The organism is Bradyrhizobium forestalis, assembly GCF_002795245.1.
Classification (GTDB): Bacteria; Pseudomonadota; Alphaproteobacteria; order Rhizobiales; family Xanthobacteraceae; genus Bradyrhizobium; species Bradyrhizobium forestalis.
Genome location: NZ_PGVG01000029.1, coordinates 56,960 through 82,959 on the forward strand (window position 1 = coordinate 56,960; position 26,000 = coordinate 82,959).

Annotated in this window: 26 protein-coding genes; 14 read left to right on the forward strand and 12 right to left on the reverse strand. The window is 64.5% G+C overall.

Features of this window, described 5'->3' with window-relative positions; genetic code table 11:
• Window positions 1-15: 15 nt before the first annotated feature.
• The 6 genes from CVM73_RS27910 to CVM73_RS27935 all read left to right on the forward strand — a co-directional run bounded on the left by CVM73_RS27910 (window position 16) and on the right by CVM73_RS27935 (window position 5,933).
• On the forward strand, window positions 16-699 hold the full coding sequence (locus CVM73_RS27910) for a class I SAM-dependent methyltransferase (protein ID WP_100235008.1): 684 nt from the start codon (window positions 16-18) through the stop codon (window positions 697-699).
• 276 nt (window positions 700-975) lie between these two features.
• Window positions 976-2,892 (forward strand): adenylate/guanylate cyclase domain-containing protein, encoded by a 1,917-nt coding sequence (locus CVM73_RS27915; RefSeq protein ID WP_167407104.1) that lies wholly within the window; start codon window positions 976-978, stop codon window positions 2,890-2,892.
• Window positions 2,893-3,257: 365 nt separating this feature from the next.
• Entirely contained in the window at window positions 3,258-3,722 is a 465-nt protein-coding gene (locus CVM73_RS27920; protein WP_100235010.1) for a hypothetical protein, read from the forward strand.
• Between the two features lie 128 nt (window positions 3,723-3,850).
• Window positions 3,851-4,873: an LLM class flavin-dependent oxidoreductase gene (locus CVM73_RS27925; RefSeq protein ID WP_100235011.1), complete on the forward strand. Its 1,023-nt coding sequence runs from the start codon at window positions 3,851-3,853 to the stop codon at window positions 4,871-4,873.
• Between the two features lie 162 nt (window positions 4,874-5,035).
• Window positions 5,036-5,434, forward strand: coding sequence for a DUF2846 domain-containing protein (locus CVM73_RS27930; protein ID WP_245452448.1), 399 nt, complete (start codon window positions 5,036-5,038; stop codon window positions 5,432-5,434).
• 100 nt (window positions 5,435-5,534) lie between these two features.
• Complete coding sequence (locus tag CVM73_RS27935) at window positions 5,535-5,933, forward strand: VOC family protein (RefSeq protein ID WP_100235013.1); 399 nt, start codon at window positions 5,535-5,537, stop codon at window positions 5,931-5,933.
• Between the two features lie 24 nt (window positions 5,934-5,957).
• Here the strand turns inward: CVM73_RS27935 and CVM73_RS27940 are convergent, their stop codons facing one another.
• From CVM73_RS27940 to CVM73_RS41530, 5 genes are all read right to left on the reverse strand, one after another.
• Window positions 5,958-7,277: an aminotransferase class V-fold PLP-dependent enzyme gene (locus CVM73_RS27940; protein ID WP_100235014.1), complete on the reverse strand. Its 1,320-nt coding sequence runs from the start codon at window positions 7,275-7,277 to the stop codon at window positions 5,958-5,960.
• 272 nt (window positions 7,278-7,549) lie between these two features.
• Window positions 7,550-8,803, reverse strand: a complete 1,254-nt coding sequence (locus CVM73_RS27945; RefSeq protein WP_100235015.1) for a GGDEF domain-containing protein — start codon at window positions 8,801-8,803, stop codon at window positions 7,550-7,552.
• 96 nt (window positions 8,804-8,899) lie between these two features.
• A complete protein-coding gene (locus CVM73_RS27950) occupies window positions 8,900-9,145 on the reverse strand; it encodes a hypothetical protein (protein WP_245452449.1) in 246 nt (81 codons plus the stop codon).
• Window positions 9,135-11,279: a GumC family protein gene (locus CVM73_RS27955; RefSeq protein ID WP_100235016.1), complete on the reverse strand. Its 2,145-nt coding sequence runs from the start codon at window positions 11,277-11,279 to the stop codon at window positions 9,135-9,137. The genes CVM73_RS27950 and CVM73_RS27955 overlap by 11 nt, the downstream gene beginning before the upstream one ends.
• Window positions 11,280-11,378: 99 nt before the next feature.
• Window positions 11,379-12,008, reverse strand: coding sequence for a LysR family transcriptional regulator (locus CVM73_RS41530; RefSeq protein WP_283809953.1), 630 nt, complete (start codon window positions 12,006-12,008; stop codon window positions 11,379-11,381).
• Window positions 12,009-12,162: 154 nt separating this feature from the next.
• On the opposite strand from CVM73_RS41530, the gene CVM73_RS27965 reads away from it, so the two are divergent.
• Window positions 12,163-13,392 carry an MFS transporter gene (locus tag CVM73_RS27965; protein ID WP_100235017.1) on the forward strand — a complete coding sequence of 410 codons (1,230 nt, stop codon included), beginning with the start codon at window positions 12,163-12,165 and terminating at the stop codon, window positions 13,390-13,392.
• Here CVM73_RS27965 and CVM73_RS27970 read toward each other — a convergent pair.
• Window positions 13,385-14,428 (reverse strand): zinc-binding dehydrogenase, encoded by a 1,044-nt coding sequence (locus CVM73_RS27970; protein WP_100235018.1) that lies wholly within the window; start codon window positions 14,426-14,428, stop codon window positions 13,385-13,387. The two genes, CVM73_RS27965 and CVM73_RS27970, sit on opposite strands and share 8 nt — an antisense overlap.
• A 13-nt stretch (window positions 14,429-14,441) precedes the next feature.
• Window positions 14,442-15,128, reverse strand: a complete 687-nt coding sequence (locus CVM73_RS27975) for a class I SAM-dependent methyltransferase (protein ID WP_100235019.1) — start codon at window positions 15,126-15,128, stop codon at window positions 14,442-14,444.
• 288 nt (window positions 15,129-15,416) lie between these two features.
• On the opposite strand from CVM73_RS27975, the gene CVM73_RS27980 reads away from it, so the two are divergent.
• The gene (locus CVM73_RS27980; protein ID WP_100235020.1) at window positions 15,417-16,208 is read left to right on the forward strand and encodes a phytanoyl-CoA dioxygenase family protein; all 792 of its coding nucleotides are present in this window, start codon (window positions 15,417-15,419) and stop codon (window positions 16,206-16,208) included.
• A 166-nt stretch (window positions 16,209-16,374) separates the two neighbouring features.
• A complete protein-coding gene (locus CVM73_RS27985) occupies window positions 16,375-16,662 on the forward strand; it encodes a type II toxin-antitoxin system ParD family antitoxin (protein ID WP_100235044.1) in 288 nt (95 codons plus the stop codon).
• Between the two features lie 43 nt (window positions 16,663-16,705).
• Here the strand turns inward: CVM73_RS27985 and CVM73_RS27990 are convergent, their stop codons facing one another.
• Genes CVM73_RS27990 through CVM73_RS28000 form a run of 3 tightly spaced genes read right to left on the reverse strand, consistent with a single transcriptional unit; the run spans window position 16,706 to window position 20,645 of the window.
• A complete protein-coding gene (locus tag CVM73_RS27990; protein ID WP_100235045.1) occupies window positions 16,706-17,740 on the reverse strand; it encodes a tripartite tricarboxylate transporter substrate binding protein in 1,035 nt (344 codons plus the stop codon).
• Window positions 17,741-17,762: 22 nt separating this feature from the next.
• On the reverse strand, window positions 17,763-19,850 hold the full coding sequence (locus CVM73_RS27995; protein WP_100235021.1) for an acetate--CoA ligase family protein: 2,088 nt from the start codon (window positions 19,848-19,850) through the stop codon (window positions 17,763-17,765).
• Between the two features lie 3 nt (window positions 19,851-19,853).
• On the reverse strand, window positions 19,854-20,645 hold the full coding sequence (locus tag CVM73_RS28000) for an enoyl-CoA hydratase/isomerase family protein (protein WP_100235046.1): 792 nt from the start codon (window positions 20,643-20,645) through the stop codon (window positions 19,854-19,856).
• A gap of 199 nt (window positions 20,646-20,844) precedes the next feature.
• Here CVM73_RS28000 and CVM73_RS28005 point away from each other — a divergent pair, with 199 nt between their 5' ends.
• The 4 genes from CVM73_RS28005 to CVM73_RS28020 all read left to right on the forward strand — a co-directional run bounded on the left by CVM73_RS28005 (window position 20,845) and on the right by CVM73_RS28020 (window position 23,648).
• A complete protein-coding gene (locus CVM73_RS28005; RefSeq protein WP_100235022.1) occupies window positions 20,845-21,621 on the forward strand; it encodes an IclR family transcriptional regulator in 777 nt (258 codons plus the stop codon).
• A gap of 235 nt (window positions 21,622-21,856) precedes the next feature.
• Window positions 21,857-22,783: a cobaltochelatase CobT-related protein gene (locus tag CVM73_RS28010; RefSeq protein WP_245452450.1), complete on the forward strand. Its 927-nt coding sequence runs from the start codon at window positions 21,857-21,859 to the stop codon at window positions 22,781-22,783.
• A gap of 213 nt (window positions 22,784-22,996) precedes the next feature.
• The gene (locus CVM73_RS28015; RefSeq protein WP_100235023.1) at window positions 22,997-23,284 is read left to right on the forward strand and encodes a type II toxin-antitoxin system ParD family antitoxin; all 288 of its coding nucleotides are present in this window, start codon (window positions 22,997-22,999) and stop codon (window positions 23,282-23,284) included.
• Window positions 23,285-23,291: 7 nt separating this feature from the next.
• Window positions 23,292-23,648 carry a type II toxin-antitoxin system RelE/ParE family toxin gene (locus tag CVM73_RS28020; RefSeq protein WP_100235024.1) on the forward strand — a complete coding sequence of 119 codons (357 nt, stop codon included), beginning with the start codon at window positions 23,292-23,294 and terminating at the stop codon, window positions 23,646-23,648.
• Window positions 23,649-23,661: 13 nt separating this feature from the next.
• On the opposite strand, the gene CVM73_RS28025 is transcribed toward CVM73_RS28020, so the two are convergent.
• Window positions 23,662-24,564, reverse strand: a complete 903-nt coding sequence (locus CVM73_RS28025; RefSeq protein WP_167407106.1) for a hypothetical protein — start codon at window positions 24,562-24,564, stop codon at window positions 23,662-23,664.
• Window positions 24,565-24,778: 214 nt separating this feature from the next.
• Between CVM73_RS28025 and CVM73_RS28030 the strand changes: the two genes are divergently transcribed.
• Window positions 24,779-25,336: a DUF3592 domain-containing protein gene (locus CVM73_RS28030; protein ID WP_100235025.1), complete on the forward strand. Its 558-nt coding sequence runs from the start codon at window positions 24,779-24,781 to the stop codon at window positions 25,334-25,336.
• Here the strand turns inward: CVM73_RS28030 and CVM73_RS28035 are convergent.
• A complete protein-coding gene (locus CVM73_RS28035) occupies window positions 25,333-25,962 on the reverse strand; it encodes a hypothetical protein (protein WP_245452451.1) in 630 nt (209 codons plus the stop codon). The genes CVM73_RS28030 and CVM73_RS28035 overlap by 4 nt on opposite strands.
• Window positions 25,963-26,000: the final 38 nt, after the last annotated feature.

Sequence of the window (26,000 nt, forward strand, 5' to 3'; positions counted from 1 at the left end):
AGCAAGGACGATGTCATGGCCAATCTTCAAGACATGTTCTCCGATCCGCAGGCGGTGGCGAATTACACCGAGGGACCGCCGCGGTTCGTTCCCGGTTACAATGCGATGCTGTCGATGGCGGCAATTCTCCTGGCCGAGCGCGCGCGCGACGATGCGCGGATCCTCGTGCTCGGCGCCGGCGGCGGCCTGGAGTTGAAGACGTTTGCGCAGGCGCATCCCGCCTGGAGCTTCGACGGCGTCGACCCGTCCGCGGCGATGCTGACGCTCGCGAGGCAAACCCTGGGACCGCTCGCGCCGCGCGCATGTCTGCACCAGGGCTATATCGACGATGCGCCGGAAGGGCCGTTCGACGGGGCCACCTGCCTGTTGACCCTGCACTTCGTCGATGCCGCCGAACGACGTCGCATCGCCTCGGAGGTCCGCCGCCGCCTCAAGCCAGGCGCCCCCTTCGTGGTCGCCCATCTGAGCGCGCCCAATGGCGAGGACGAACGTCCGTTATGGCTGTCGCGGTATTCCGCGTTCCTGGCCGCATCGGGCGTCGAGCCCGACAAGGCATCGGCCGCGCGGGACGCCGTCACCAACCATCTGGACATTCTCGCGCCCACACAGGATGAGGCGGTTCTGCGCGAAGCTGGCTTCTCCGACCCAACCCTGTTCTACACCGGATTCACCTTCCGCGGCTGGGTGGCTTACGCGTGAGGCGTCAGGCTTCGTCAACACGGCCGGGCGTTCATGCCAAAGCCGGATGCGCCAGGCGTGCGGACATGATCTCTGAGGCCTCGAATTAGGCGGCGTCCGATATGCCTTCAAAACCTGGCATGGCCGGCTCGCCCCCTGCGAATCGGCAAACAGTCGGTCAGCGCGGCTGACGCTTCATCTACGCGGCAGTGACCGGCAGCAGCATTTGGATGGACATCGCACGGTGGCCCTGTCGTGTGATCCATCGTACAAATAGGCCGGGTTGGAGTGCGGACCATGGTGCAGGAGCGAGCAGCCCGGGTCGAGCGCAGGTTATCGGCCATATTGGCCGCAGATGTGGCCGGCTATTCGCGGCTCATGCACAATGACGAAGAGGCTACGCACGCCAAATTGACTGCGCTTCTAACGGAAGCGATCGCCCCGGCAATTGCCGAACATGATGGCCGTATCGTCAAGAACACCGGCGACGGCTTCCTGGCCGAGTTTCCGAGCGCCGTCGAAGCGGTTCGAGCCGCTATACAATTCCAGAATCGCGTAAAGGAACTTACAATTGATGATGCAGAAGCCAAGCGCATTGCCTTCCGCGTTGGAATCAACATCGGCGATGTCATTGTCGAGCCGAACGACATCTTTGGCGACGGCGTGAATATTGCGGCACGGCTTGAGGGCATCGCGAAGCCCGGCGGCATCTGCATATCTTCCGCCGCCCACGATCAAGTCCGAGGCAAGGTCGGGGTTGGGTTCGCCGATTTGGGCGAGCAGAATCTCAAGAACATCGCTCTTCCAGTCCGAGCCTATGCTCCGCAGCTCTCCGCCCCGCCGCCGGCCGTGTCGTTCCTGAATATAGCTGGTGGCTTCCCATTTGGTCAGTGGACCGGGCGTGGTCTGCGGCGAGCTCGGGTTGGCCTGACGATGGCGTTCCTCCTGCTCGTGGCCGGCGGCGGTCTGGGTTTTTGGTACATCCGGTGGGGCGAACCGCAGTTGTTGAACCATCGCCTATCGATCGTCGTGCTGCCATTCACGAATTTGAGCAACGAATCCGAGCAGGAATACTTTGCGGAAGGTGTTGCTGGCGATCTAAGCGCTGATCTCTCACGCATCGAGGACAGCTTTGTGATCGCGCCGAGCACGGCGCGTGCCTATAAGAACGTTGACGCCAGGCGCGTCGGCCGTGAACTTGGCGTGCGCTATATCCTCGACGGTAGCCTGCGCAGGACGGAGTCAATTGTCCGGATCAATGCCCGGTTGATCGATGCGCGGACCGGCGCAGAGATCTGGTCGGAGCGCTTCGACGGTGACTGGTCCAAATCGATGCAACTTCAAGACGTCATCACAGGCCGACTGGCGCGACGGCTTGATCTCGAACTGACGAACCAAGAAAGCCGCGACGCCGAGGTCGCGCGGCCCAACAGCCCCGACGCAGTCGATCTCGCGATGCGCGGATGGGCCGTGCTCAACCGACCGTATTCGCGCGAGCAGTTGGCCCGGTCTCGCGCCTTCTTCGAGCGCGCGCTCCAGATCGACCCCGGCTACCCGAAGGCGCTCGTGGGCTTGGCAGATACTCTGGCTATGGACGTCAACTATCGTTGGACCGATACGCCCGCAGATGCGCTGCGGCGCGCCGAGAATGCGGTAGGCCAGGTTCTGTCACAGTTTCCCAGCGACGCAATGGCCCATTTTGTAAAGGGCGAGATCCAGCGCTCGAAGGGTAGAGACGTCGAGGCTGCGGTTGGCGAATATATGACGGCAATCGCGATTAATCCAAGTCTCGCCCCGGCTCATGGCGCGCTTGGAGCTGCCAAGATACGCGTCGGCCGCTCCGCGGAAGCATTTGCACCGCTCCAAATGGCCATCCAGCTCAGCCCTCGCGATCCGCTCCTGAGCACTTGGTACTTCTACGTCTGCCATGCGCACAGCCATCTCGCGCACTACGATGAGGCAATCGATTGGTGCAGCCGCTCCATCGCGGTGAACCCCTTTTGGATTGCTTACGCAGATCTCGCCGCCGCCAACGCATTGACGGGACATGAGCACGAAGCTCACGCTGCCGTCGCCGAGCTCCGTCGGCTTAGGCCCAATTACACCGTTGCCCTTTGGTTGCAGGATGGATCTGGGTGGTCCGATAACGTCGTCTTCCTTGCCGAATTTCAGCGTATCACGGAAGGCTTGCGCAAGGCGGGTCTCCCGGACTGAAGGGTTGAATGGGCAAAGGACCAAGCCGATGTTCGCGCTCGTTGCGTGCCGGATAAAGACTCGCCGGACCTCCGTTCCAGCCGTAATGGAAACGGTTCGGAGTCCGGAATGGGTCACATGCAGGCACCGTGGCCATATTCGCGCACGATGGCTCTCGTGGTGTTCAGCTCGGGGCAGACCGTTTGCGTGACCAAGTACCGTCTGCGCTCGGAAGCCACGAGGGCGGCGGCATTTTCGGTCCGCGGGGAGCATCACCGACGTTAACCCTGTCGGCAAATGATTCCTCGTGGGTCGGCAGCCGCCGACAAGTTGCCTCATTGGCGCGGAGAATTTTCAGCCGCGCTAACTTGGGTCAGAGGCGCGTTATGCTGAGAATGGCGTTGTTGGGCCTCCTCATCCTGTTGAGTGTGGGAGTGCTGTCGGCCATGGAGCTGGCAGCGCCACCGCGTCGCGCCGCCGCGATCGTCCGGCCGCTTGCCGAGCAGAGCGCAAGCATCTCTGCTTCACATGACGCGTTGGCGAAGGCCGATCGCCTCGAGGTTGCCGCTATGAGCAGCGCGATGCCGACCGGGACCGCTTCGGTCGAAAACGCCGTTGCTGCGCAGGACGTCCATGTCGGTTTGTCCGCGCCGGCGCCGATCGCCAGTCAGCGAAACAGACCGAAGCCGGTCGCCACCGCCGAACCTCCCAAGCCGAAACCAAAGCCAATTGTCGTCAAACGGACCGCCAATGTTCAGCGCGCAAAGGCCGCCAGCGAAACCGAGCACTGTCGGCTCAAGGCGTTCGGCGGCCTGCTCAAGGCCTTGAATTTGACCGGTTGCGAAATCTGAGGACTCCGCGAGGAATCCAAGTCCGTGCCTGCTTTTTCAAGGGGCGCCTACGGCCACACGCCCCGTGCTGCCATCTTTCCTCCAGCCGACGTATCGCAAACCCTTCCGATCATCCATATGTTGCCCGCATGAAAAAGATCGGATTCCTTTCCTTCGGGCACTGGACGCCCTCGCCGCAATCGCAGACCCGCACCGCACGCGACACGCTGCTGCAATCGATCGAGCTGGCGGTGGCAGCCGAGCAGCTCGGCGCCGACGGCGCCTATTTCCGCGTGCATCATTTCGCGCGGCAGCTCGCTTCGCCCTTTCCGCTGCTCGCGGCGGTCGGCGCCAAGACCAGCACGATCGAGATCGGCACCGCCGTGATCGACATGCGCTACGAGAACCCGCTCTACATGGTGGAGGACGCCGGCAGCGCCGACCTCATCGCCGGCGGCCGGCTGCAGCTCGGCATTAGCCGCGGCTCGCCCGAGCAGGTGATCGACGGCTGGCGCTATTTTGGTTATCAGCCGGCCGAGGGCCAGAGCGATGCCGACATGGGCCGGCGCCACGCCGAAGTCTTCCTCGACCTCTTGCGCGGCGAAGGCTTTGCGGAGCCCAATCCGCGGCCGATGTTTCCGAACCCGCCGGGGCTCTTGCGCCTCGAGCCGCATGCGCAGGGCCTGCGCGACCGCATCTGGTGGGGCGCCGGCTCGAATGCGACGGCGGTGTGGGCGGCCAGGCTCGGCATGAACCTGCAGAGCTCGACGCTGAAGAACGACGAGACCGGCGAGGCTTTTCACGTGCAGCAGGCCGCGCAAATTCGCGCCTATCGCGCGGCATGGAAAGAGGCCGGCCATGCCCGCGAGCCCCGCGTGTCCGTCAGCCGCAGTATCTTTGCGCTGATGAACGATCGCGACCGCGCCTATTTCGGCGGAGAGCGCGGCGGCGAGGACCAGATCGGCTTCATCGACCCGCAGACCCGGGCCATCTTCGGCCGCTCCTATGCGGGGGAGCCTGACGTGCTGATCGAGCAGCTCAAGCAGGACGAGGCCATCGCCGAGGCCGATACGTTGCTGCTGACCATTCCGAACCAGCTCGGCGTCGATTACTGCGCGCATGCGATCGAGGCGATTTTGACCCACGTGGCTCCGGCGCTCGGGTGGCGGTGACGTGAGCTGGCGCGGCACGACCAGAAGTCGCGGTTGACTTCGCGCACCACCCCCGCCAATGATCCCCTGGGGACTGTTGGACTGAATCAGGGGGTTGGAATGGGCTTGCGTCCGGGGATCTTCGTTGCGGGTTTCTTGCTTGCGGGGTGTGCGTCAGGGCCGATGGGCAGCACGGCCCTGACAGATAACGTGAAGGCAAATACGGCGCGGCTGGTGGTCTATCGCTCATCGGCCCTGGGTTTCGCTATCCAGCCAAGCTATTCGGTCGATGGACGCTCCGTTGGAGGCAGTCAGGCTGCCGGCTTCGTGGCCTGCGACCTGCCTCCGGGCCGCCACGAGGTTGCGGTCAACAATCTTCCGCTGAGCAGCAATCTGTTCGGGCAGGGAAGCGAGAAGGTCAGCCTCGATCTGCGCGCCGGCAGCACCACCTACCTCTCCGCCCAGCCGCAGATGGGAATCATCACGCCCGGTGCAATCACGTTGGTTCAGGTGACGGAAGGCCAGGGCCGAGCCGACGTCGCCAGCTTGCATCAGAGCAACAGCTCGTGCGGCAAGGCATGATCTGAGGCGCTCCGCTGCCGAAACGCGGATGAAACGCCTTACCCTGCAAATCATATTGCGCCTTGGCCGCTATGATTGCCACCATTCGCAGGGCCGCGCGATGAATCAGCATCTGTCCCTCGTCAGTCTCGTGGTCGCGGATTATGATGAAGCGATCGCCTTCTTCACGCGTGCTCTGAATTTCGAGCTTAGTGAGGACACGCCGCTCGGTGGCGGCAAGCGCTGGGTGATCGTACGGCCGCGAGGCCAACTTGGTTCTGGCCTGCTCCTGGCGCGGGCGGACGGTCCGGCGCAGAGGGCGCGCATCGGCGACCAGACCGGCGGGCGCGTCTTCCTGTTTCTGGAGACGGACGATTTCGAGCGCGACCATGCGCGCATGACCGCCGCCGGCGTGCGATTCGTCGGAGCGCCACGGCACGAGGCCTATGGCGTGGTGGCGGTCTTCGAGGATCTCTGCGGCAACCGCTGGGACCTGATTCAATCAGTCAAGCGCAATTGACGCATGAGCGGCCGCTGCCCGGCTTCACCCCGTCTTCGTGCCCGTGATCACGGCCAACGCCTCGACCAGGCGGTCGAGGTCGGTCTCATCGGTGAAGAGCGCCGGCGTCACACGGATGCACTGGCCTTTGGCGACGCCGGCCCGGCGCACCGTCATGACCTTGTGGCTGTCGCGGAGCTTCGCAACGATCGCCTCGTTGTCGACCTTGCCAGTCTTGCCGGCGAGGCGGAACGACGTGATCGCGCCATACGAGCCGACTTCGTCCGGCGTCAGGATCTCGATGTCCTTGAAGCCACGGACGCGGCTCACCCAATAGTCGCGCAAATGGCGCAGGCGGGCCTGCTTCGCCGCCGCGCCGATCTCTTGATGCAGCGCCACGGCGGTGGGCACCGTCAGCACCGTCGCGAAATTGACCGTGCCGGTATGCACCCGCGAGCGGATGTCGCTTTCCGGAAAATCCTCGTCGCCCATGTCGCGATCGATGGCCGCGAGGCGGTCCTTCCTGATGTAGAGGAAGCCGACGCCGAGCGGCGCGCCGATCCATTTGTGCAGATTGAATCCGACGAAATCGGCCTCGAGCTCGCTCACCCGGAAGTCGATCTGCCCCCAGGAATGGGCGGCGTCGACGATGGTGTCGACGCCCTTGGTCTTCGCCATGCGGGCGATCTCGGCGACCGGCATGACGAAGCCGGTGCGATGGCTGACATGGGTGAGGAGGAGAAGCCTCGTCTTCGGGTTCGCCTCGATGGCGCGGGCATAGGCGTCGAGCACGGCCTGGCGGGTGGCGGGCTCCGGCACGTCAAACTTCACCACGTCGACGCCGCGGCGCGCCTTCAGCGCGTTCATTGCATACTGCATCGAATCATAGTCGAGATCGGCATAGAGCACGCCGTCGCCGGGCTTCAGCCTGTTGTAGCCGCCGATCAGGAGCTGCAGCGCTTCGGTCGCGCCGCGGGTGAGCGCGATCTCCTCGGGCAGCGCGCCGACCGCCTCCGCCACCTTGGCGCGCACGGCCTCGAAATCCGTACCCGCACGCAGCCGCGCGTAATAAGTGTTCTGATAATTGACCATGTCGGACTGGCGGATGAACTCGTGCCTCACGGGCTCGGCCATGATGCCCCAATAGCCGTTCTCCAAATTGACGACGTCGGGCGTGACGGCATAGAGCCCCTTCACAGCCGCCCAATAGGCCTTGTCGGTGGCGGCAGCGGCCACTGAGCCGGTCGGCTGCGCCGGAAGGCCCTCGGCCGCCATCGCCGGGACCGCGAGCGGCGCCACCGCTGCCGCCGCGAGGCCCTTGAGGACCAGCCGGCGGTCGGCCGAAATCGTCTTGATCAGTTGCATGTCAGCTCTCCCCAGAGCGTTTTCGAGCGAGGCGGCGTCCGGCCCGCGTCAAGAAAACGCGCCAAACGACAATCCAGAGCTCCGTTCCGATTTCATCAGACCGGAAGTGGCTCTGGCGCGCGGGGAAAAGAGCAACGGACGATGCAGCCGAGATGACCGAAGCATGACAATGCGATGATCGGGACGACTTAAAGCCAATGTCGGGCTTCACGTGGCCATGCGGCACACTCCAGCGCGATTGGACGCACTTGTGTGCGAAGCAGATTTCAGGGTCAGGCTGCCGCCCGCTTCGTTGCGGCTCGCGCGTGTTCGGAGGACGGCATCCGATGGCCTGAAGACGCGTCCGGCACGAGCGGAACGAGCTCGTCCACCGCGCTCTCGACCCGGTTGCGGCCGAGCGCCTTCGCCGTGTAGAGCGCCTTGTCGGCGCGCTCGCACAGCGCCTCGATGCCGACGGGCTCGCTGTCCGCATGTGCGAGGCCGACGCTGACCGTGGCTGCGACCGCAACACCGTCCACGACGCGCGCGGCCGCCGCGAAGCTCTCGCGGACGCGCTCGGCGGCTGCGCTCGCCGCCTGCCGGTCGGGCCCCTCGAGGATCGCGGCGAACTCCTCGCCGCCGAGCCGGCCCGCAACGCCGCCTCGCGGCAGATTGGCGGACAGCGTCTGTGCGAACAAGCGCAGCACGCGGTCGCCCATCGCATGCCCATGGGTGTCGTTGATCGATTTGAACAAGTCGAGATCGAACAGCAGGAACGCGATCGTCCCGTCCGCAGGTGCCTTCAGGCACTGCTCGCCGAACTCCAGGAAGGCGCGGCGATTGGCGAGACCGGTCAGCGCGTCCGTCATCGACGCGCGCTTGTGCGCGAGCTCGCTCCGCTCCTTGGTGAGCGCAAGAAACAGATAGTTGATGGCGATGAAGAAGAGCAGGGTGAACGTGCTTACGATCGCGAACCAGAACGATTGCAGCGCCTCGAAGCTCGTGACCGGCGCCGCGGCGAGGGGATGCGCCACGGCGAGCGGAATGCGCACGAGAAACAGGCCGCCGCCGAGCGCGGTCAGCACGATCAGCGGCCATCGCGACAGCAGCGGCTCGGCGCGGCCGGTCCACAGCACGTAGGCGCAGCCGAGCGAATAAGAGCCGATGGCGGCCGAGACGATGATCATACGCGCCGTGGCGGACTCGTACAGTGCCGGGATCTGACAAGCCGCGATCCACGTCACCGCGCCCGCGAGCAGGAGAAACGGGCTCGTCCGCCGGCCTTCGAAGCAGCGCGCCCCCTCCAGCATCAGAGCGCAGGCAGTGAACAGGACGACGTAGGCGAGATCGAGCGAGTAGACGTCCGGGATCACGCCGCGCAGGCAGAGCAGGCCAAGCGCGGCTGCCATGACCAGCACGGCGCCACCCCACCAGGCAAGGGCGCGAACCGCGCGATTTTGCAGCCACGCGAAAAGCGTCAGCGCGCCGAGCAGCACCATGACTGCCAGCATCAGCACGTAGATCGTCGGGACATGGAGCAGCGGCATGATTCTCACCCTGTCGCCGGCGCTATATCAAGCCGCCGCTACGATTTGCTTGCGATGATTGGTAAACGTGGTCGTAACGGCCGTGGTGACGCCGGGCTACGTCACAGTCCGGTAGCCGGTGAGCGGCGCAAGCTCGGCATCCTCGCTGGCGACGGTCTGCATTCTCACATGGCTGCCAATGACGAGGCCAGCGAGCGAGAGCATTAGGCCCAGCGCGAGCGGCGCGAACAGGGCCTCTTCCTGAAACAATCCGTTGAGCAGCACCACCATGACGCCGAAGCCGACAGCAGCATCGCCGCGACCAGCAGGCGGCGGCGCGATGCTGGCATCGTCAAACCGCAAGACCCAATGCGCCCCCCTCGGCGTGAGGCGCCATTGAACCGGCGGGCACGTGATTGACGACGAGGCCGGTCGGCACGGCCGCATATTTCGACAGTGCCGCGGCCACCCTGCGCATCGCGGACGAACCGAGCTCGCCGGCGCGCGCCACCAGGACGATCAGGTCCGCGTGCGCGGCCAGGGCGATGGCGTCGGGCTGCAAGGCGAGATTGCTGGCGTGCACGACGATCAGGTCGAATTCCGAACGAATATCGTCCTCGGGTCTTGCATCGGGTTTTCGGCCGGCGCTCAGGAGCTCGTCGATCGACTGAAGTCCCGCCGTGGTCGAGCCGTCGTGCCATTCGGTCACCGGCGACTGATGGCCTGCGAATTCCGGCTGGAGCCGGATCAGCACGCTCATCATGCCCCGATTCACGGCGGCGCGATTGAGGGAGCGCGCAACCGTGTTGCCGCCTGCGCTCTTGCCGACCGACAACACCAGCGCGACCTTGCAGCCGCGCACCGGCACGCGCTCAATGCGTTCGAGCAGCGGCCGCAGATGGGTGCCGAGATCAAGCTCGGAAGCAGCCGTGATCGGTCTTTGCCAGACCGTGTTGGTCCCGGCTCCGGACGCCAGCTCGGGGATGCGGGCCCAGACGGGAAGGCCGGACATCGCCTCGGCTCCGCGCGCTGCGCCGGCCGGAAGCTGGACTTCCCGGCCGGACGCCTCCTCCGCGTCCACAGACGCAGGCGCCTGAACGGACCCGGGCTTGTCGGCGGATACGCTCGTCGTCGCCGCAACGGCGGCGGTCGACATCAACAGCGAGCCGATCGCCAGTGCCGCGAGCAGCAAGGCGAGCGGCGGACGCGTCGAGCGCAGTGGCGGAATGGCGATCGAGGCGATCTTGGTCTGGGACGCCTGCAGCTGACGCTGCTCACTGGTGGTCTTGAACCGCGACAGGAACTGCTCGTAGATGTTCCTGTTGGCATCGGCGTCGCGCTGCAGCTCCTGCAGCTTCACCAGCGCCTGGCCGTCGACCAGCATCTTGGTCTCGACCGCCTTGAGCTGCTTTTCCAGCGCGTTCTGCTGCTCCAGCTGGGCCTCATATTCGGATTTGGCCGTGTCGATGTTCTTCTTCCGCTCGATCTCGATCTGCCGGTTGATATCCGCCAGCTGGCTGTAGGAGATCGCGAGGTCGGGATGGCGGTCGCCATACACCGCCTTCTTCTGCGCGATCTGGTCGTTCAGAGCCGAGCGCTGCGTGCGCAGCATGCTCAGGAGGTCCTGCTTCACCGGCCCTTCGACATTCGCCTTGAGATCGCGTTGCACCTGCTCGTAGCGCGCCTTGGCCTCCTCGGTGCGCGCGCGCGCGGCGGAGACCTGCTGGGTGAGGTCGGTCACCCGCAATTGCTGCGTGGTGGATTCCTTGCCGGCATTGACGATGTTGTGCTCGAGCCGGAAGGCGGCGACGGCGTCTTCCGACGCGCGCAGGCGCTCGCTCAGCGTCTTCAGCCGGTCCTTGAGCCAGTCGGCCGCCTCGTCGGTCGCCTCGGTGCGGACGCGGCCCTGGCTGGCAACGAACGCCTCGGCGATCGCATTGGCGTAGTAAGCGGCCCGGTCCGGGCGGTTCGAGGTGAAGGAAATCGCAATGACGTAGGTGAGCCCGCGCCGGGTGATCTCGAGGCGGTTGCGGAATTTTTCGAGCAGGCGCGTCATGTCGGTATAGCCGCCCGCGACGTCCTCGTCGTCCGCGATCTTGAGCTGCTCGATCAGGGGCCGGAGAAAGCCGTCGGATTTGGCAATCTCGATCTGGCTCTGAAGCGCCGCGGCATCCTGGCCGATGCCGGGCAGCACGTCCTGATCCGAGGTCACGCGCAGCTCGCGGGGATCGAGCACGACCAGGGCCGTCGCGGCGTAGCGGACCGGAAGGACCATCAGAACCACGACGCCGAGGGCGAACAGCGCCAGGGCCAGCGTCAGAATGCGCCGGCCATTCTCGCGCAGGAAGGCGAGCGTGCCGGAGACGGTCAGCGATCCCTTGATCAGTCCCGGCCCGGTGCCGTCAGGCTTCGCCTTCGCAGCCCGCGGCGCTTCCCACGAAGCCGCTTGCTCCGTCGGGGCGATGCTTCGCGGAGATGCGCGGCTACCGAACGCCATGGGGTTGGACTCGAAATCAACTGACTGTCATAGCTCAGAGGCTTGTTACACCGTAAATATCCATGGTTAACCGCCGGTTACGGCCGCCGTGCGAAGCCATCATGGCACGCGGCTCGGCCATGCCGGCGGCGACGGCGTCTTGGTCTTGGCCGGAGGCCCGAGCTCGACATGGCTGAGCAGGCAGGACCGCAGCGTCTCGATTTCCGGACAATCGGCGGTGCCGAGCGGGCCGATCAGGAAGCCGCTATCCAGAGGCTCGCACCTGTAGCCTGGGCAGCGCTGCACCCGGTCCGCGATCACGACATCGACCTTGCCTTCGAGCAGCTCGTGCAGCCCGGCCGGCTGGCTGATGCGAATGGCGACCTGGGGCTGGGCCCGGCGGAACCGCGAAAGGCGCACCCGCAATGCATCGACGGCAAAGCTCGCGTGGAGCCCGATATGCAGCAGGCTCGTGACGCCCTCAGGCCTGAGCTCGGCAGTGGCCTCGGCAAGGCAACGAAACGCCTGACGCACGTGCGCCAGATAGGTTTCGCCGCCGGACGTCAGGATGACCTGCCGCGTCCGCCGCTCGAACAGCTGCACGCCCAGCCGCTCCTCCAGCAGGCGGACTTGCTGACTGACGGCACCGGCCGTGACGTGCAGCTCGTGAGCGGCCTGCTTGAAGCTGAGATGGCGGGCGGCGGCCTCGAAGGCGCGCAGGGCATTGAGTGGCGGCAGCAGATACGTCATGGCCGGCTCCAGGAGAAGCGGAAAGCTCGGGAAGATGCATGAGTTTCGTTCGCTCGACAAAAGAGAAATCCTGCTTTGTCACTGGTGACGGCGGGCGATACCCCGGGGCCGACCTCCACGCCGCCCGAGGAAACCTGCCGCCGTGCCGCCTGACATGCCGTCGATCGAGACTCCCTATTCCTGGATTCGTCTTTCCGCCTCCATCACTCTCAGCACACTGGGCTGCGTCGGGATGTGGTCCCTGGTCGTGGCCTTGCCTGCGGTGCAGGCCGACTTCAATGCGCCTCGCGCCGAGGCGACCTTGCCCTACACGCTCGCCATCATCGGCTTCATGATCGGCGGCATCATCGTCGGCCGCTTGGCGGATCGCTTCGGCATCCTGCCGCCGCTGGCCGGCGGCACGATCCTGATGAGCCTCGGTTACGTCCTCACCGCCTTCGCGCCCAACCTGTCGGTCTTTGCGATGATCTGCGGCCTCACGATCGGACTCGGCGGCGCGGCGAGCTTCGCACCCCTGGTGGCCGACACCTCACTGTGGTTCGACAGGCACCGCGGCCTCGCCGTTTCCCTGGCGACGGCCGGCAGCTCCCTGGCCGGAGTGGTCTGGCCGCCTATCGTCCAGCACGCCATCGCCGCGATCGGCTGGCGGCAGACACATATCGGCATCGGCCTGCTCTGCCTCGCAACGATGCTGCCGCTCTCCCTGGTTCTGCTGCGCCGGCCAATCTTCCAGAAGGCGACGCCCGCAGCGGCGAGCCCCGGTGGCACGATGCAGGCCATCGGCCTCTCCCCCGGTGCCACCCAGGGCCTGCTCGCCCTCGCCGGGATGTGCTGCTGCGTCGCCATGTCGATGCCGCAGGTGCATCTGGTCGCCTATTGCGGCGACCTCGGCTACGGCGCTGCGCGCGGCGCCGAGATGCTGGCGGTCATGCTCGGCTTTAGCGTGGCGAGCCGCCTGATCTTCGGCTGGCTGTTGAACCTCATCGGCGGCCTGCCGACCTTGCTGCTGGGCTCGGCCATGCAGGCCACGGCCCTCGCGCTTTATCTGCCGTTCAACGGGCTGGCCTCACTCTACGTCGTTTCCGCTGTTTTCGGCCTGGCGCAGGGTGGCATCGTGCCGAGTTATGCGGTGATCATCCGTGAGCTGTTCCCGGCGCAAGAGGCCGGCTTTCGCGTCAGCCTCGCCATCTCGGTCACGCTCGCCGGCATGGCGCTGGGAGGCTGGATGGCCGGCGCGATCTACGACTGGACCGGCTCCTACGCTTCCGCGCTGATCAATGGCATCGCCTGGAATATCGCGAACATGGCGATCGCAGCCTGGCTGCTGGAGCGCCAGCGTCGGCGTGCCGTCGGCGTCTGCGCGGCGAGCGCAGCGCTCAGCTGATGTTCAGCAGGATCCGTCCCGATGTGCCGCTGCGCATCAGGTCCAGCGCGTCGTTGATGTCATCGAGCGCGAACTCGTGGGTCACGATGCCGCGGTAGCTCACCTTGCCGGCATCGCTGAGGCGAACCAGGCGCGGGATATCGCGCGCGGGCTGGCATTGCCCGCCTTCCGAGCCCTTCAGCACCTTCTCGAAGTGTAACGGCAGCGTATAGATCTCGGCCTTCTCGCGGGGAACACCGACAAGGATGCAGCGGCCTTTCTTCGCCGTGATCTCGTAGGCGAGCTCGATCAGGTTCTTGACGCCCGTGGTCTCGACGACCTTGTCGGGCCCATCGGCCCCCGTGATGGAGCGAACCTCGGCGGCCACATCCTTCACCGCCTCGGAATTGATGGTGTGGGTGGCGCCGAAATCCCTCGCCATCGCCAGCTTGTTGTCGAGGCGGTCGATCGCAATGACCGGCCAGGCGCCGACCATCGCGGCAAATTGCACGATGTTCAATCCGACGCCGCCGACGCCGAACACGACGACGGCTTCGCCGATGGCGATCTGTGCATCGTTGTTGACGACGCCGAGCGCGGTCGTCACCGCGCAGCCGAGCAGCGGCGCGCTGGTGCGATCGATCGAGGCGGGAACGGGCGTGACGCGATTTTCCGACACCACGGCATATTCATTGAAGGTGGTGACCCAGCCCGCATTGAGCCGCTTGCCGCGCCAGGAATAGACCGGCGTATTGGACTGGATGCCCTTGCCCGGCCGCCAATGCATGACGACGGTGTCGCCCTGCTTGCAGGAGACGACGCCGGGTCCGGTTTCGACGATGGTCGCCAGCGCCTCGTGCCCCAAAAGGTGCGGCAGGAACTTGTCGACGCCCTTGACGGCGTCGATCTCGTTGATCTGCGCGCCGCAGATGCTCGAGGTGTGCACGTGTGCCAGCACCTGACCGTGCTCGAGCCTGTCAGGCAGGTTGAACTCGTCGACGATCAGCGGCTTGCCGGATTCGACGAGAATCGCGGCCTTTGCAGTCTTGATGTCCATGAGGCGCGCCCGGTCACTCGAAATAGATGAATTCGTAATCCCCGGTGTAGCCGAGCTTGCCGTACAGCCAGATCCATTCCGAGGTGTGCAGGATGGATTCCGCCGTCAGCGCCCAGCATTCGAGGTTGTGCAGCTCGGCGACGTTCCGGTAACCCTCGACCATGACGTATTTGTTCTTGCCGACCCGCTCGATCTGCTTGAGCGCCGCCTCGAGCTCGTAGAGCCTGAGATTGTGCAGGGTGCCGAGCGAGATGACGAGATCGAAACTGTCGTCGCCGTAGGGGTAGACGTCCTGGGCGCGATAGTTGAACAGGTACGGCCGCACCTGCTCGTGCGAATTGGCGAGACCATGCTTTGAGATGTCGAAGCCGACGACCTTCAGACCCGGCAGGATCTTCTGCATCTCGTACAGCAGAAAGCCCTTGCCGCAGCCGACGTCGAGCACGCTGGACCCGTCCTTCAGACCGTAGGTCTCGATCAGCGCCTTGGCGACCGGCGCCCAGCGGCCCTCGATGAAACGGTAGCCGCCGTAGCCGAAGCGGCGGTCGCCGTCCCAATAATCGGCCTCGTATTCCCGCGCCTTCAGCGAGCAGCCGATCTTGTCGTCGTTCATGCGGCCCATGTAGTCGCGCTTGGTCGCAGTATGCAGTGGTGTCACGATATTCAGGAGTCGTCCCATTGAGCCCTCGGATTCCATCACGCGCTGAGATTGTCTTGACTGGCCTGGGGAGCCTTGCACGTGAGCTGCGACTCGCCCTAGCATTTGTGCCGAAGGCCATCATTGTTTCAGATCAATGATGTGGAAATCGTGCGGCGGCGCGGTATGTCGCGCACATCTTGATTCCACTGTCCGCCCCGGTATACGTTCGCACCATGATGTTCATGTCCACATTCTTCCCGCTGATCTGAACGGCAGAGACGTCGTTCCGGCGCATCCGCGCCAATCAGACCAAACCGGCTGCGCGCGATGCCGAACGGAGAATGTGCAATGCCTAGGACCGAACAGGTCGGCCTGACGCCTCGTCAGGTCCAGAACTTCATCGACAATGGTTTCGTCAAGATCGAGAACGCCTTCGGCACCGACCTGGCAAGGCGATGCAGGGACGAGCTGTGGGCGGATATCGGCCTGTCGCCGGACGAACCTGAAAACTGGACCCAGCCCGTTGTCCGGGTCGGGTCAAAGGCTTCGCCCCCTTTCATTGAAGCCGCGAACGCGCCGCCCCTGCACAAGGCCTATGATCAACTCGCCGGTGCAGGGCGCTGGCTTGCGCCCACGGGCCTCGGAACCTTTCCGATCCGCTTCCCGTCACCCAAATCCCCTGGTGACGATGGCTGGCATGTGGACATGAGCTTTGGCACCGCCCATGCGGATTTCATGGAATGGCGCGCCAATGTGAAGAGCAGCGGGCGTGCGCTCCTGATGCTCTTCCTGTTCTCGGATGTCGGCGCCGATGATGCGCCTACGCGGATCCGTAAAGGCTCGCATGCGACGATCGCGCGGGAGCTGCTACCCTATGGCGAGACCGGTGCGACGCTCCGGCAGCTCGCTTCCGAGAACTGGACGTCGACGAAGGATTGCGAGATCGAGCTGGCGACCGGTGCGGCAGGCAGCGTCTATCTGTGCCATCCCTTTCTTGTTCACGCCGCGCAACCACATCGCGGCAAACGGCCGCGCTTCATGGCACAGCCGCCGCTGCTGCCGAAGGGCGAGTTTGATCCGGCATTGCCCCCTTCGCCGGTTCAGATCGCGATCCGGCGGGCGTGCGGGCTGGCGTTATAGTCGGACGACATCCGGGACCGCTGAGCGGTCCCGGGAATTGATGGATTCACCGCCGCCGAACGACAATCACCGGAACGTTTGCTTTGGATACGAAGCAATCGTTCCGATTTGAGGCGATGGCATATTATGCCATATGGCCTCGCTTTCGAATATTTGGAGGATGCGGATGCCGACCAGAAATGTCGTGCTGACCGAGCGCCAGGAAGAGCTTCTCGAAACCCTCGTCGAGTCCGGCCGCTACCAGAATGCCAGCGAAGTGCTGCGTGACGGGCTGCGGCTCGTGGAGCAGCGCGAGGCGGAGGATGCAGGCAAGCTGAAAGCTTTGCGGGCAGCGGCTCGCGCCGGCGTAGGGGCACTCGATCGGGGAGGCTTCAAAGAATTCGGAAATATCGAGGAGCTGCAGACCTATCTGAATGACCTCGCGGAGAAGGTCATCTCCCGAACCGCCGAATAGAGCCGTCATGGCCGAGCGGAGATGGCAACGAGCCCGATGCCGACTATTGCACCTCGATATTCGCGTCCTTGACCAGCTTGCGCCAGCGCTCCTCCTCCTGCCGAACATAGCGATCGAGCTCTTCAGGGGCGCTGCCCACCATGATGAGGCCTTCGTTGGCCGCCAGTTGCTTGAAGGCACCGGACTGAACGGCCTTTGCGACCGCCTGATTCAGGCGCGCAATCACCGGAGCAGGCGTCTTGGCCGGAGCGTACAATCCGTACCAGGACTCGGCGGCGTAGCCGGGCACCCCGGCCTCGGCGACAGCAGGCAATTGCGGGAACGCGGCCGAACGCTCGGCGGATGTGACGGCCAATGCCCGGAGCTGACCGGCAGCCACCAGCGACGCCGCGCTTGCCACCGTGGTGAACATCACGTCGATCTGCCCACCCAGGAGATCACTGATTGCAGGCGCGGCGCCCTTGTAGGGCACCGCCGTCATCTTGACGTTTGCCATGGCGTTGAACAGCTCGCCGGCAAGATGAGCCGAGGTGCCGATGCCGAACGTGCCGAAATTGAGCTTGCCCGGCTTGGCCTTGGCCTCAGCGATCAAATCGGCGATCGAGTTGATCTTCGACGCCGGGTTTACGACGACAATATTGAAGGAGCGCGCGATCAGCGAAACTGCCGCGAAATCCTTGTGCGGATCGAACGGCAGCTTGGTGTACAGGCTCGGGTTGACCGCGTGCGCGAAGGTCGCCATCAGCAGCGAATAGCCGTCGGGCTCGCTCGTCGCCACCGTCTGGGTGCCGATGATGGTGCCGGCGCCCGGCTTGTTCTCGATGATGACGGATTTACCGAGGTCCGCCTGGATTTCCTGCGCCGTCGTGCGCGCGATGATGTCGGTCCCGCCGCCGGCTGCGAAGGGCACCACGATCTTGATGATCTTTTCGGGATACTCAGCCCGCGCCGGCGCCACTCCAAGCCCCGCGACGATCGGCAAGGCGGCACAGGCGAGGATGGCGAAGTTCAGCCAGCGCCGCACGGCAAAACCCTTCCCGCGAGCACTGTGGTAATTGATGATTTCGCCAATGGCCATCTGGAGCTCCATCCGATTTTGTTCAGACATTGAGAACAACCAATCCGTCGGCGGCTTTCACGCCCTGGCCCGCTGGCAGTACAAACACCGGATTGATTTCGGCCTCGGCGAGCCGGTCGCCGAGCTGCGCAACCATGCGCGAGAAAGCGACGACCGCTGCTGCGAGCGCCTCGGCATCGCATTTCGGCCGGCCCCGAAAACCGTCCAGCAGCGGCCATGTGACGAGATCGCGCGCCATCGCTCTAGCCTCGACCAGGCTGAGACCTCCTTCCGGAGGAAGAAGACGCATCGTCGTGTCCTTGAACAGCTCCGCCGCGACGCCGCCCATTCCGAGGAGGATGGCCACGCCCAAGGGATCCCGATGCATCCCGAGAATGATTTCAACGCCGCCTGAAATCATCTCCTGAACCAGGAAACGTTCGAGTCGCCTCCCGGTCCTGGCCTCGACCTCCTCCGCCATCACCGTCAAGCGGTCGGCGATCGTCTCTGCGGTCAGATTGACCGCGACGCCGCCGACGTCGCTCTTGTGCGCGATCTCGCGCGAGAGAATCTTGAGCACGACACGGCCGCCGAAGTCGCGCGCCGCCTGTTCGGCTTCGCTCGCCGTTGCGACCACCTTCTCCGCAGCGATGGGAATACCAAAGCGGGCGAACAACGCCTTGGCCTGCGCTTCATCCAGCGATCCCGCCGGGATATCGCTGATATCGACCGTCGTCACGGCCGTGCCGGACGTCTGGACCTGTTCCGACATTGCGGCCTGCAGAAGCCCGTCGAGGGCAGCGGCACAGCTCTCGGCCGACGTGTAAGCCGGGACGCCTCGCCGGGTGAGGACGGAGACCACCTCGGGCGCGTAGGGACTCACATAGGCAATGACCGGCTTGTCGCTGAGCGGCAGGCAGTCGTGGATGGCATCGGCCATCAGCGCTGGTGATCCTACGGCCGACGAGCCGGCAATGACGACCAGCGCATCGTAGGAGGGACTGACGAGCAGGGTGCGGATTGCGGCGCGAAGCAGATCTGGTTGCAGGCCGGCCAGGGTCACGTCGATCGGGTTGCGATCGAGCATGGCGTGCGATCCCGACTGCAATGCGCGGAGTTGCGCGGCCGTATCCGCATCGGGTGCGGGCGTTGCGAAGCCTGCGACGCCGAGACTGTCGGACACGATGGTGCCGGCGCCTCCGGTCGAGGTGAGGATCGCCACGCGCCGGCCGGACAGCTTCCGTCCCGCGCCAAGAGCTGCGGGAATGTCGAGCAGGTCTTCGAACGTTTTCGCGCGGATCACGCCGAGCTGCCTGAACAAGGCGTCATACATGCGGTCGGAGCCCGCAAGCGCGCCCGTGTGCGAGACGGCCGCCTTTGCGCCCGCCTCCGATCGTCCGATCTTGAAGGCGACAATCGGTTTGCCGGCGCGGCGCGCCTTGAGGACGGCCGTGCGGAAGCGAGATGGATTGCGGATCGCCTCGATGTAGAGCGCGATGACTTTGGTTGCGCTGTCGTCGGCAAGAAAGTCGATGAAATCGGCGAGCTCGAGATCGGCTTCGTTGCTGGTCGACACCAGCTTGGACAGCCCGACCCCGCGCGCCGCGGCGCGCGACAGGATGGCGCCGAGAATGCCCCCGCTTTGCGAGACCAGCCCGATCGGACCTGCCGGGAAGTGGTCTATCGCCAACGCGCCGGATGCCGACAGCACGATATTGTCGGTGAGATTCACGAGGCCAATCGTGTTCGGCCCGAGAAGGCGCATGGATCCGGCGGCCTGCATCAGCTGCTGCTGGCGCGCGGCGCCTTCCGCCCCGGTCTCGGTGAAACCGCTGGCGAGAACGATGGTCGCGGCAGCGCCGCGCTCGGACAACTCACGCACCGCGATGTGGGCGCGTTCGGCGCCGAGCAGGACAAGGCCGACATCAGGTACATCAGGCAGTGACGCGATGTCGGCGTAGCATTTGAGACCGCCGATTTCTCCGACCTTGGGATTGACGGGATAGATCGCACCCGCGAAGCCGTGCTTCTGCAAATAGGAGACCGGTCGCCCCGACGTCTTGCCCGGGTCTGCTGAGGCGCCGATGACGGCGATGCTGCGCGGCCGGATCAGGCGTTCGATCGCACTCATCGCTCAATCCTTCGACGAGGATTGCGCGAGGAACGCCGTCACGGCGTCGCGATGCTCCGCGCTGGTGTAGCAGATGGCCTGCGCCTGGCTGCCGAGATTGAAGATATCGTGCGCGGAATGCTCGAACGTCTCGTTCAGGATCTTCTTGCTCAGCGCCAGCGCAGTGGAAGACCCCTGAGCCATCTCGGCCGCCCAGGCCTGCGCGGCCGGCAGCAGCTCGGTCGAGGCCACCTTGCGATCGACGATGCCGAGCGCGAGCGCTTCGTCGGCCTCGACGACGCGCCCGGTGAAGATCAGCTCCTTGGCCCTTGGAAGCCCGACCCGGCGCGGCAGGAAATACAGGCCGCCGCCGTCGGGTATCAAACCGCGCTTGATGTAGGACCAGGTGAATTTCGATCGTTCCGTGCCCATGACGAAGTCGCAGGCCAGCGCGGTGTCGGCACCGAGGCCCGCCGCAGCGCCGTTGACGGCGGCGATCGTCGGTTTCGGCAAGCCCAGCAGCAGCGACTGAACGTGATGCACGCCCTGCTGGCGGCTCCATCCGTTGAACGCGACTTCGCCCTGCGGCGCCTCGAGCCGGCGCTTCATCCCGCTGATGTCGCCGCCGGCGCAGAAGGCGTTGCCGCGCCCCGTCAGCACCAGAGCCTTGATCGCTTTGTCGCGAGACACGGTTTCGAGCGCGCCTGAGAACTCGGCGCGCATCTCGTCACTCATGGCGTTGCGCCGTTCCGGGCGGTTGAACGCAATCGTCGCGACACCGGCCTCGACGGAAAATTCGATGAGCTGATAGGACATGGCAAGCTCCGTGGCTGGAGTCGGATCGATCAGCGCGACGCGAGTGATCCGCGCGGGCTTCCGAATGCCGGTTTCAGGCAGTGCCGTTTCCTCTTTGAGCCGTGCGCAGCCGGGCATTCTTCTTTCCGGTGCCTATAGCCGCTTGCACTCATCTGAACATCCCCTTAATTCCACTTAGTGGAAACGCTGGAGGTCGGAGATGGCGCAGGTGCGCAGATATGCGGGCGGGGTCGATGGCAACCGGTCGCTCGAACGGGGCATCGAGATCGTCAGGGCTTTCCGGCCCGGCGTCGACACGCTGGGCAACGGCGAGATTGCGGAGCGAACCGGATTGCCGCGATCGACGGTCAGCCGGCTGACACGAACACTGGTCAATTGCGGAATGCTCGACGAAGTCCGCAGCGAGCGGACCTACCGCCTTGCCGCGTCCGTCATCAGCATCGGCCACGCCATGCGGGCCGGATCACCCGTGCTCAATGCGATCGGTCCGATGATGCGCGCAGAATCGGCCAAGCGCCGGCTGAACGTCGGGCTCGCGACCGCGGATCGAACCATGATGGTTTATTTGGAGTCGATCCGCTACAGCCCGCGCGCGGCGCTGCGCAACGTGGTCGCCGGCCAGCAGGTGCCGATGGAGCTGACGTCGCTGGGCCGTGCCTACCTCGCCGGCATTGCCGAGACCGAGCGCGAGCGATTGCTGAAACAGTTCAAGCGGCGCAGCACTGCGGCCACGAAGGCGCTGCTTGCCGACGTCAGGAGATCGATCAGCGCCGTCGAACGCACCGGTTATTGTGGCGTGTCGTGGCAGCCCGCCGTTCTTGCCGTCGCAACGCCCATCGTGCTGGATGGGCTTCCGGTCTACGCCCTCAACATGAGCCTGCAGAATGTCGACCGGTCCGATGCGCTGGCGAGCGAGATCGGCTCGTACCTCAACGCCTTCGCGGCCAAGTGCAAGGCGGTGCTGGCGGGCCGGTGAAGCCGAACGGCGGCGGCAGGGCATGCGTCCTGGGCCGCAGTGTCTGGTGACAGGAAAACCGCGGAAATGCGGGGCCGAATAGCGCGCCGCGATCGCTGGAGTTGGGCCCTATTGCGTCGCCGTGGCACGATGACCTACGCACTCCATCGCCCTCGGTTGTCGATCAATCTTGGCTAGAATAGCATTGTCCATCAGGTTGTTTCGGGAGCCCGCCTTGCATTGGCGTGACGTTTTCTTGGCCGCGCTCCTTGCGCTCATGGCGTTGAGCTTTTTGCCATCGTTTCGGAAGTGGCGGCGTCATCCGGTTCAATTCGATCCCGATCGGCCTTATCAGGTCTACACCCGAGACTATGACCTGGAGCTCAAGGCCAACGAGTTGGATGCTGTGCTGGCGACGCTTCCTGACCGCCGCTGGGCCGAGCGCTTTCCGCAGGTCGACCCCGGACAGCTCTACGACCTCGAAAAGGACCTGGCGGCACGGCGTACGCGCATTGCGACGTCCCAACCGCAAGACAGTTCCGCTCCCGGGACCGCCGATGCGATTGTGTCGCTGCTCATCGATCATTCCGGATCAATGCGCGGACAATCGATACTCTTCGCGGCCAGGGCTGCGCTGGTCGCCTCCGACCTGCTCGAGGGCCTCGGAGTCAAGCATGAAGTGCTCGGCTTCACGACTTCGCGCTGGAAGGGCGGACGAAGCCGGGAAAAGTGGTTGAGCGACCACCAGCCCGCCTATCCCGGGCGGCTGAACGACCTGCTTCACATCATCTATTGCAGCGCCGGCGAGAAGCTGAGCGCGCAACGCTGTGCCAACATGCTACGGCCCGATCTCATCAAGGAGAATATTGACGGCGAAGCTATTGAATGGGCCGCGTCGCGTTTGCGCCAACGCGAAGAAAGGCAGAAATGCCTGATCGTGCTGTCCGACGGTGCGCCAGTTGACGATTCCACATGGCTCGCGAATGGCGACAGGTATCTGGACCACCATTTGCGCCATGTCACCGGAGAGATCGAGCAGGCCGGCGACATCCGGCTTGCCGCGATCGGCATCGGTCATCCGGTCGAGCAGTATTACAAGCACGGCATCACGATCAGTTCGCCGGAAGAGCTGGAGAGCACCTTACTTCAGCTCATCAACCGGTTGTTGCGCCCATCGCCTTGACGCCGCATTCGCCTGGGACAGGATATTAAGTCGCAAATGGCGCGCACGGCCGATGAAGTATTCGCCGTGGTGCCATGATGCGGCTGCCTAAACCGCGACAATCGCGCGCGGCAGTCGCCTAGGGTAGGCGCTACCGTTCGGGTTGAGGCGATCACCTGCACATGGCATAATATGCCATAAGTAGCCTGACTTTGAACAACAGGGAAAATGCCTATGCCGACCCGAAACGTCGTGCTGACAGAGCGTCAGGAAGAGCTCCTTGAGACCCTCGTCAAGTCTGGCCGCTACCAGAATGCCAGCGAGGTGCTGCGCGAAGGCTTGCGGCTGGTGGAGCAACGCGAGGCGGAGGATGCAGGCAAGCTGAAGGCCCTGCGGACAGCGGCGCGCGCTGGTGTCGGGGCATTGGATCAGGGAGACTTCAAGGAATTTGGAAGTATCGAGGACCTGCAAACCTATTTGAACGATCTCTCGGAGAAGATCATCTCCCGAACCGCCGAATAGAGCCGTCATGGCTGGGCGGAGATGGCGCGTTCGTCTCGGTGCAGCCGCAGAGGTCGACTTCGCCAACATCCTCAGATGGACCACAGAGAATTTTGGCGTGCGACAATCTCGAATCTATCGCGATACCCTTGTTCAGGCGATGGGCGAGCTTGCCGAGGGTCCCAATGTTGCGGGCTCCAGACCGCGAGACGAGATCATGGCAGGCCTTCGCACGCTGCACGTGGCGCGGCACGGCCGTCGCGGAAGCCATTTCCTGATGTATCGGGCCGCACCGGACAGCACGATCGAAATCGTGCGTATCCTTCACGACAGAATGGACTTTCGGCGCCACCTCCCGGCCGCCGGGGACGAAGGCACAGAGTAGCCAGACGGCGCTGTTACAATTTCCCATAGACCCGCGCGGCGACCGCCTTCAGGCGCTCGACCGAGCCGGACTCGGGATACGGCTTGACCGGCGCGAACAGGATCGAAGCCTGCCTGCCGTTCTTCCAGACATAGATGGTGACGGCGTTGCCGTTGCCCTTGGTGCAGGAATGCTCGCCGAACGCTTCACCGCCGAACTCGGGTATCGCCACGTGCTTGCAGGGGCCTGCGCGTTTCATCATGTCGATGACGGTGTCGCGCGACATCGCGATCACCGCGACGGTCATGGTGTTGGCCTCGCGATCGAACATCATGCAGCTGCCCGCGCCGGTCCGCTGGACCGTCAGCGTGCTCTTGTCGAGAAAGCCGTCGGCATCCGCGGCCGTGAGCCACTCGCAATTGCCGAACCGCTCGCTGCTCTTGCTCACGCTTCCGATGGCAACGCGCGCGGCTTCGGTGAGCGGTCCGAGCAGCGCATCGTCGGCACGCCGGCCGGTCGGATAGACGGTGATCTGCAGAATGTAATCGCCAGACAAGGCGACGACCGAGGCCTCCTGGCGCTCCGCGCCGGCGGCGCTCGTTCCGCCCTGGCCTTCGTCGCCGATTCCCGCCACTGCGCTCAGGGGCATGCGCTCGCCAAGCGTCTTGACGAAGGTCGCGTATAATTCCCTGGCGCGGTCCTTGTCGGGATTGCGGAACACGGAGAGCATCATCGTGTCGCCGCGCCCGGCCTGATAGATGCAGCCGCGGCCGTCCTGATTTGAAATCAGCGACCATTTGAGCGCCGGCATCGCGCGGGCGAGCTCCTGGGCGCTGATGAACGGACAGGTTTCGGCCGCGCGCACGGGAAGCACCGGCGCGGCTGCGATTGCAAGGAATAGAACGAGACAGGAGAGCAGACGGTCGATGGTACGCATGGGACGACTTACTATCGAAATGGCGCGCCACGGCCGATGAAGATGGGCGCTATTGCTTCGCCTTAACGCTATAACGCATGATGCCGCGACCGGCCAAGCGCTCCAACCGGCCAAATCTTCGACGGCCTACGGTCTTGCGCTATACATCAAAGACGGCTGTCTACGTGAGACCATTCAGGCCATCGCCAAAGACTTCGCCTTGAGAGGATCGCTAATGGCGCGCAAAGCCAGAAAGAGAACGCCGAACCGGGGCGGCATGGCCTTCGGGCGCAATCTGATGGTGCTGGGCGCTCTCCCGCTCGGGCTCGGAGGCTATTGTGCAATCATGGGCGCGCTGACGCTCAACTGGCCACGCGCGACCGCCGCCATAACCAGTGCCGAAACGATACGGCAGACGACCAATGCCGAGAACCGCGGCGCGGGCGGCGGACAGGAAGGCTGGAATACGTTCCGCGTGCTCTACACCTACCGCGTCGGCGAGCGTGATTACGTCGCAGGCGGCGTCGAGCCTTATGACCTTGGCATGCAGAACTCGGCGAGCGCCGGCAACATGCGGGTGCTCCACCCGCCCGGCAGCAGCGCCAAGATCGTCCATGATCCGCGTAATCCCGAGATTGCCTATCTCAAGCCAGGGCCGAGTTCGGCGGCGCTGGCCTTCACCGCCATAGGGCTCATCATGAGCCTGTCCGGTTTCTGGGCGCGCCGCAAGGCGACTGAGGGGCTTGGCGAGATGAATGCGGAAGGCACGACGGAGCGGATCGAGCGCGCCTAGCGTGTCACGGACGAGAGCCAGGCCGGAGGCGCGGGCGTTGCAGCAGGCGGCGGCGTCTGCGCGACAAGCGGTGGCGCCTCGGGCGTGGCGACAGCGATTCCAAGCAACTTCCACTGCTCAGCATGCACGACGAATAATAGATCGAACTTGATCTGCAGTGGCCGTGTCGGAAAGGTGCCGGACAGCCGCAATCGGCCTTCGGGATCGATGACCGGTGTGGTCGTGAGTTGCGGCGCCAGCAGGGCCACGCCGTACAGATCGAACTTGCGGCTGCGTACATCGGTGAAGGCAAGCGCCAAGTCGGCAGCGGTGTTCTTCGCCTGAAAGCCGGGTGCGGCGAGGTCGCGCAGCACTGAGTCGTTGCCGGAGCGGTTGGCGTCGTTGAGCGTCAAGAGTGTCGAACGGATGAGATAGAGGATCTGCTCGGGCGAGACCTGCGGCGATGGGACGCTGCCCTTCGGCGGCGCGGGCTTCGGTGCCTCCTTGGCGATGGGCGCTTTCGACGTGGCACTCGGCGCATTCTGCTGCACTGCGGCCGGCGCCTGTTGTGCGAATGTCTCGTTCGATGCGCTCGACGCGAGCAGCAGCCCCAGCGCCCAAGCAAGCGGAAATGAACTGATGCGCATCAGAGCGAGCCTCGTGGAGCGGTTACATTTCACCAACC

What these genes read in the sequence shown, in the direction of transcription:
- CVM73_RS27910 (WP_100235008.1), top strand. Translation starts at nt 16, where the DNA reads ATGGCCAATCTTCAAGACATGTTCTCCGATCCGCAGGCGGTGGCGAAT.
- CVM73_RS27915 (WP_167407104.1), top strand. Translation starts at nt 976, where the DNA reads ATGGTGCAGGAGCGAGCAGCCCGGGTCGAGCGCAGGTTATCGGCCATA.
- CVM73_RS27920 (WP_100235010.1), top strand. Translation starts at nt 3,258, where the DNA reads ATGCTGAGAATGGCGTTGTTGGGCCTCCTCATCCTGTTGAGTGTGGGA.
- CVM73_RS27925 (WP_100235011.1), top strand. Translation starts at nt 3,851, where the DNA reads ATGAAAAAGATCGGATTCCTTTCCTTCGGGCACTGGACGCCCTCGCCG.
- CVM73_RS27930 (WP_245452448.1), top strand. Translation starts at nt 5,036, where the DNA reads ATGGGCAGCACGGCCCTGACAGATAACGTGAAGGCAAATACGGCGCGG.
- CVM73_RS27935 (WP_100235013.1), top strand. Translation starts at nt 5,535, where the DNA reads ATGAATCAGCATCTGTCCCTCGTCAGTCTCGTGGTCGCGGATTATGAT.
- CVM73_RS27940 (WP_100235014.1), bottom strand. Translation starts at nt 7,277, where the DNA reads ATGCAACTGATCAAGACGATTTCGGCCGACCGCCGGCTGGTCCTCAAG.
- CVM73_RS27945 (WP_100235015.1), bottom strand. Translation starts at nt 8,803, where the DNA reads ATGCCGCTGCTCCATGTCCCGACGATCTACGTGCTGATGCTGGCAGTC.
- CVM73_RS27955 (WP_100235016.1), bottom strand. Translation starts at nt 11,279, where the DNA reads ATGGCGTTCGGTAGCCGCGCATCTCCGCGAAGCATCGCCCCGACGGAG.
- CVM73_RS41530 (WP_283809953.1), bottom strand. Translation starts at nt 12,008, where the DNA reads ATGACGTATCTGCTGCCGCCACTCAATGCCCTGCGCGCCTTCGAGGCC.
- CVM73_RS27965 (WP_100235017.1), top strand. Translation starts at nt 12,163, where the DNA reads ATGCCGTCGATCGAGACTCCCTATTCCTGGATTCGTCTTTCCGCCTCC.
- CVM73_RS27970 (WP_100235018.1), bottom strand. Translation starts at nt 14,428, where the DNA reads ATGGACATCAAGACTGCAAAGGCCGCGATTCTCGTCGAATCCGGCAAG.
- CVM73_RS27980 (WP_100235020.1), top strand. Translation starts at nt 15,417, where the DNA reads ATGCCTAGGACCGAACAGGTCGGCCTGACGCCTCGTCAGGTCCAGAAC.
- CVM73_RS27985 (WP_100235044.1), top strand. Translation starts at nt 16,375, where the DNA reads ATGCCGACCAGAAATGTCGTGCTGACCGAGCGCCAGGAAGAGCTTCTC.
- CVM73_RS27990 (WP_100235045.1), bottom strand. Translation starts at nt 17,740, where the DNA reads ATGGCCATTGGCGAAATCATCAATTACCACAGTGCTCGCGGGAAGGGT.
- CVM73_RS27995 (WP_100235021.1), bottom strand. Translation starts at nt 19,850, where the DNA reads ATGAGTGCGATCGAACGCCTGATCCGGCCGCGCAGCATCGCCGTCATC.
- CVM73_RS28000 (WP_100235046.1), bottom strand. Translation starts at nt 20,645, where the DNA reads ATGTCCTATCAGCTCATCGAATTTTCCGTCGAGGCCGGTGTCGCGACG.
- CVM73_RS28005 (WP_100235022.1), top strand. Translation starts at nt 20,845, where the DNA reads ATGGCGCAGGTGCGCAGATATGCGGGCGGGGTCGATGGCAACCGGTCG.
- CVM73_RS28015 (WP_100235023.1), top strand. Translation starts at nt 22,997, where the DNA reads ATGCCGACCCGAAACGTCGTGCTGACAGAGCGTCAGGAAGAGCTCCTT.
- CVM73_RS28020 (WP_100235024.1), top strand. Translation starts at nt 23,292, where the DNA reads ATGGCTGGGCGGAGATGGCGCGTTCGTCTCGGTGCAGCCGCAGAGGTC.
- CVM73_RS28025 (WP_167407106.1), bottom strand. Translation starts at nt 24,564, where the DNA reads ATGCGTACCATCGACCGTCTGCTCTCCTGTCTCGTTCTATTCCTTGCA.
- CVM73_RS28030 (WP_100235025.1), top strand. Translation starts at nt 24,779, where the DNA reads ATGGCGCGCAAAGCCAGAAAGAGAACGCCGAACCGGGGCGGCATGGCC.
- CVM73_RS28035 (WP_245452451.1), bottom strand. Translation starts at nt 25,962, where the DNA reads ATGCGCATCAGTTCATTTCCGCTTGCTTGGGCGCTGGGGCTGCTGCTC.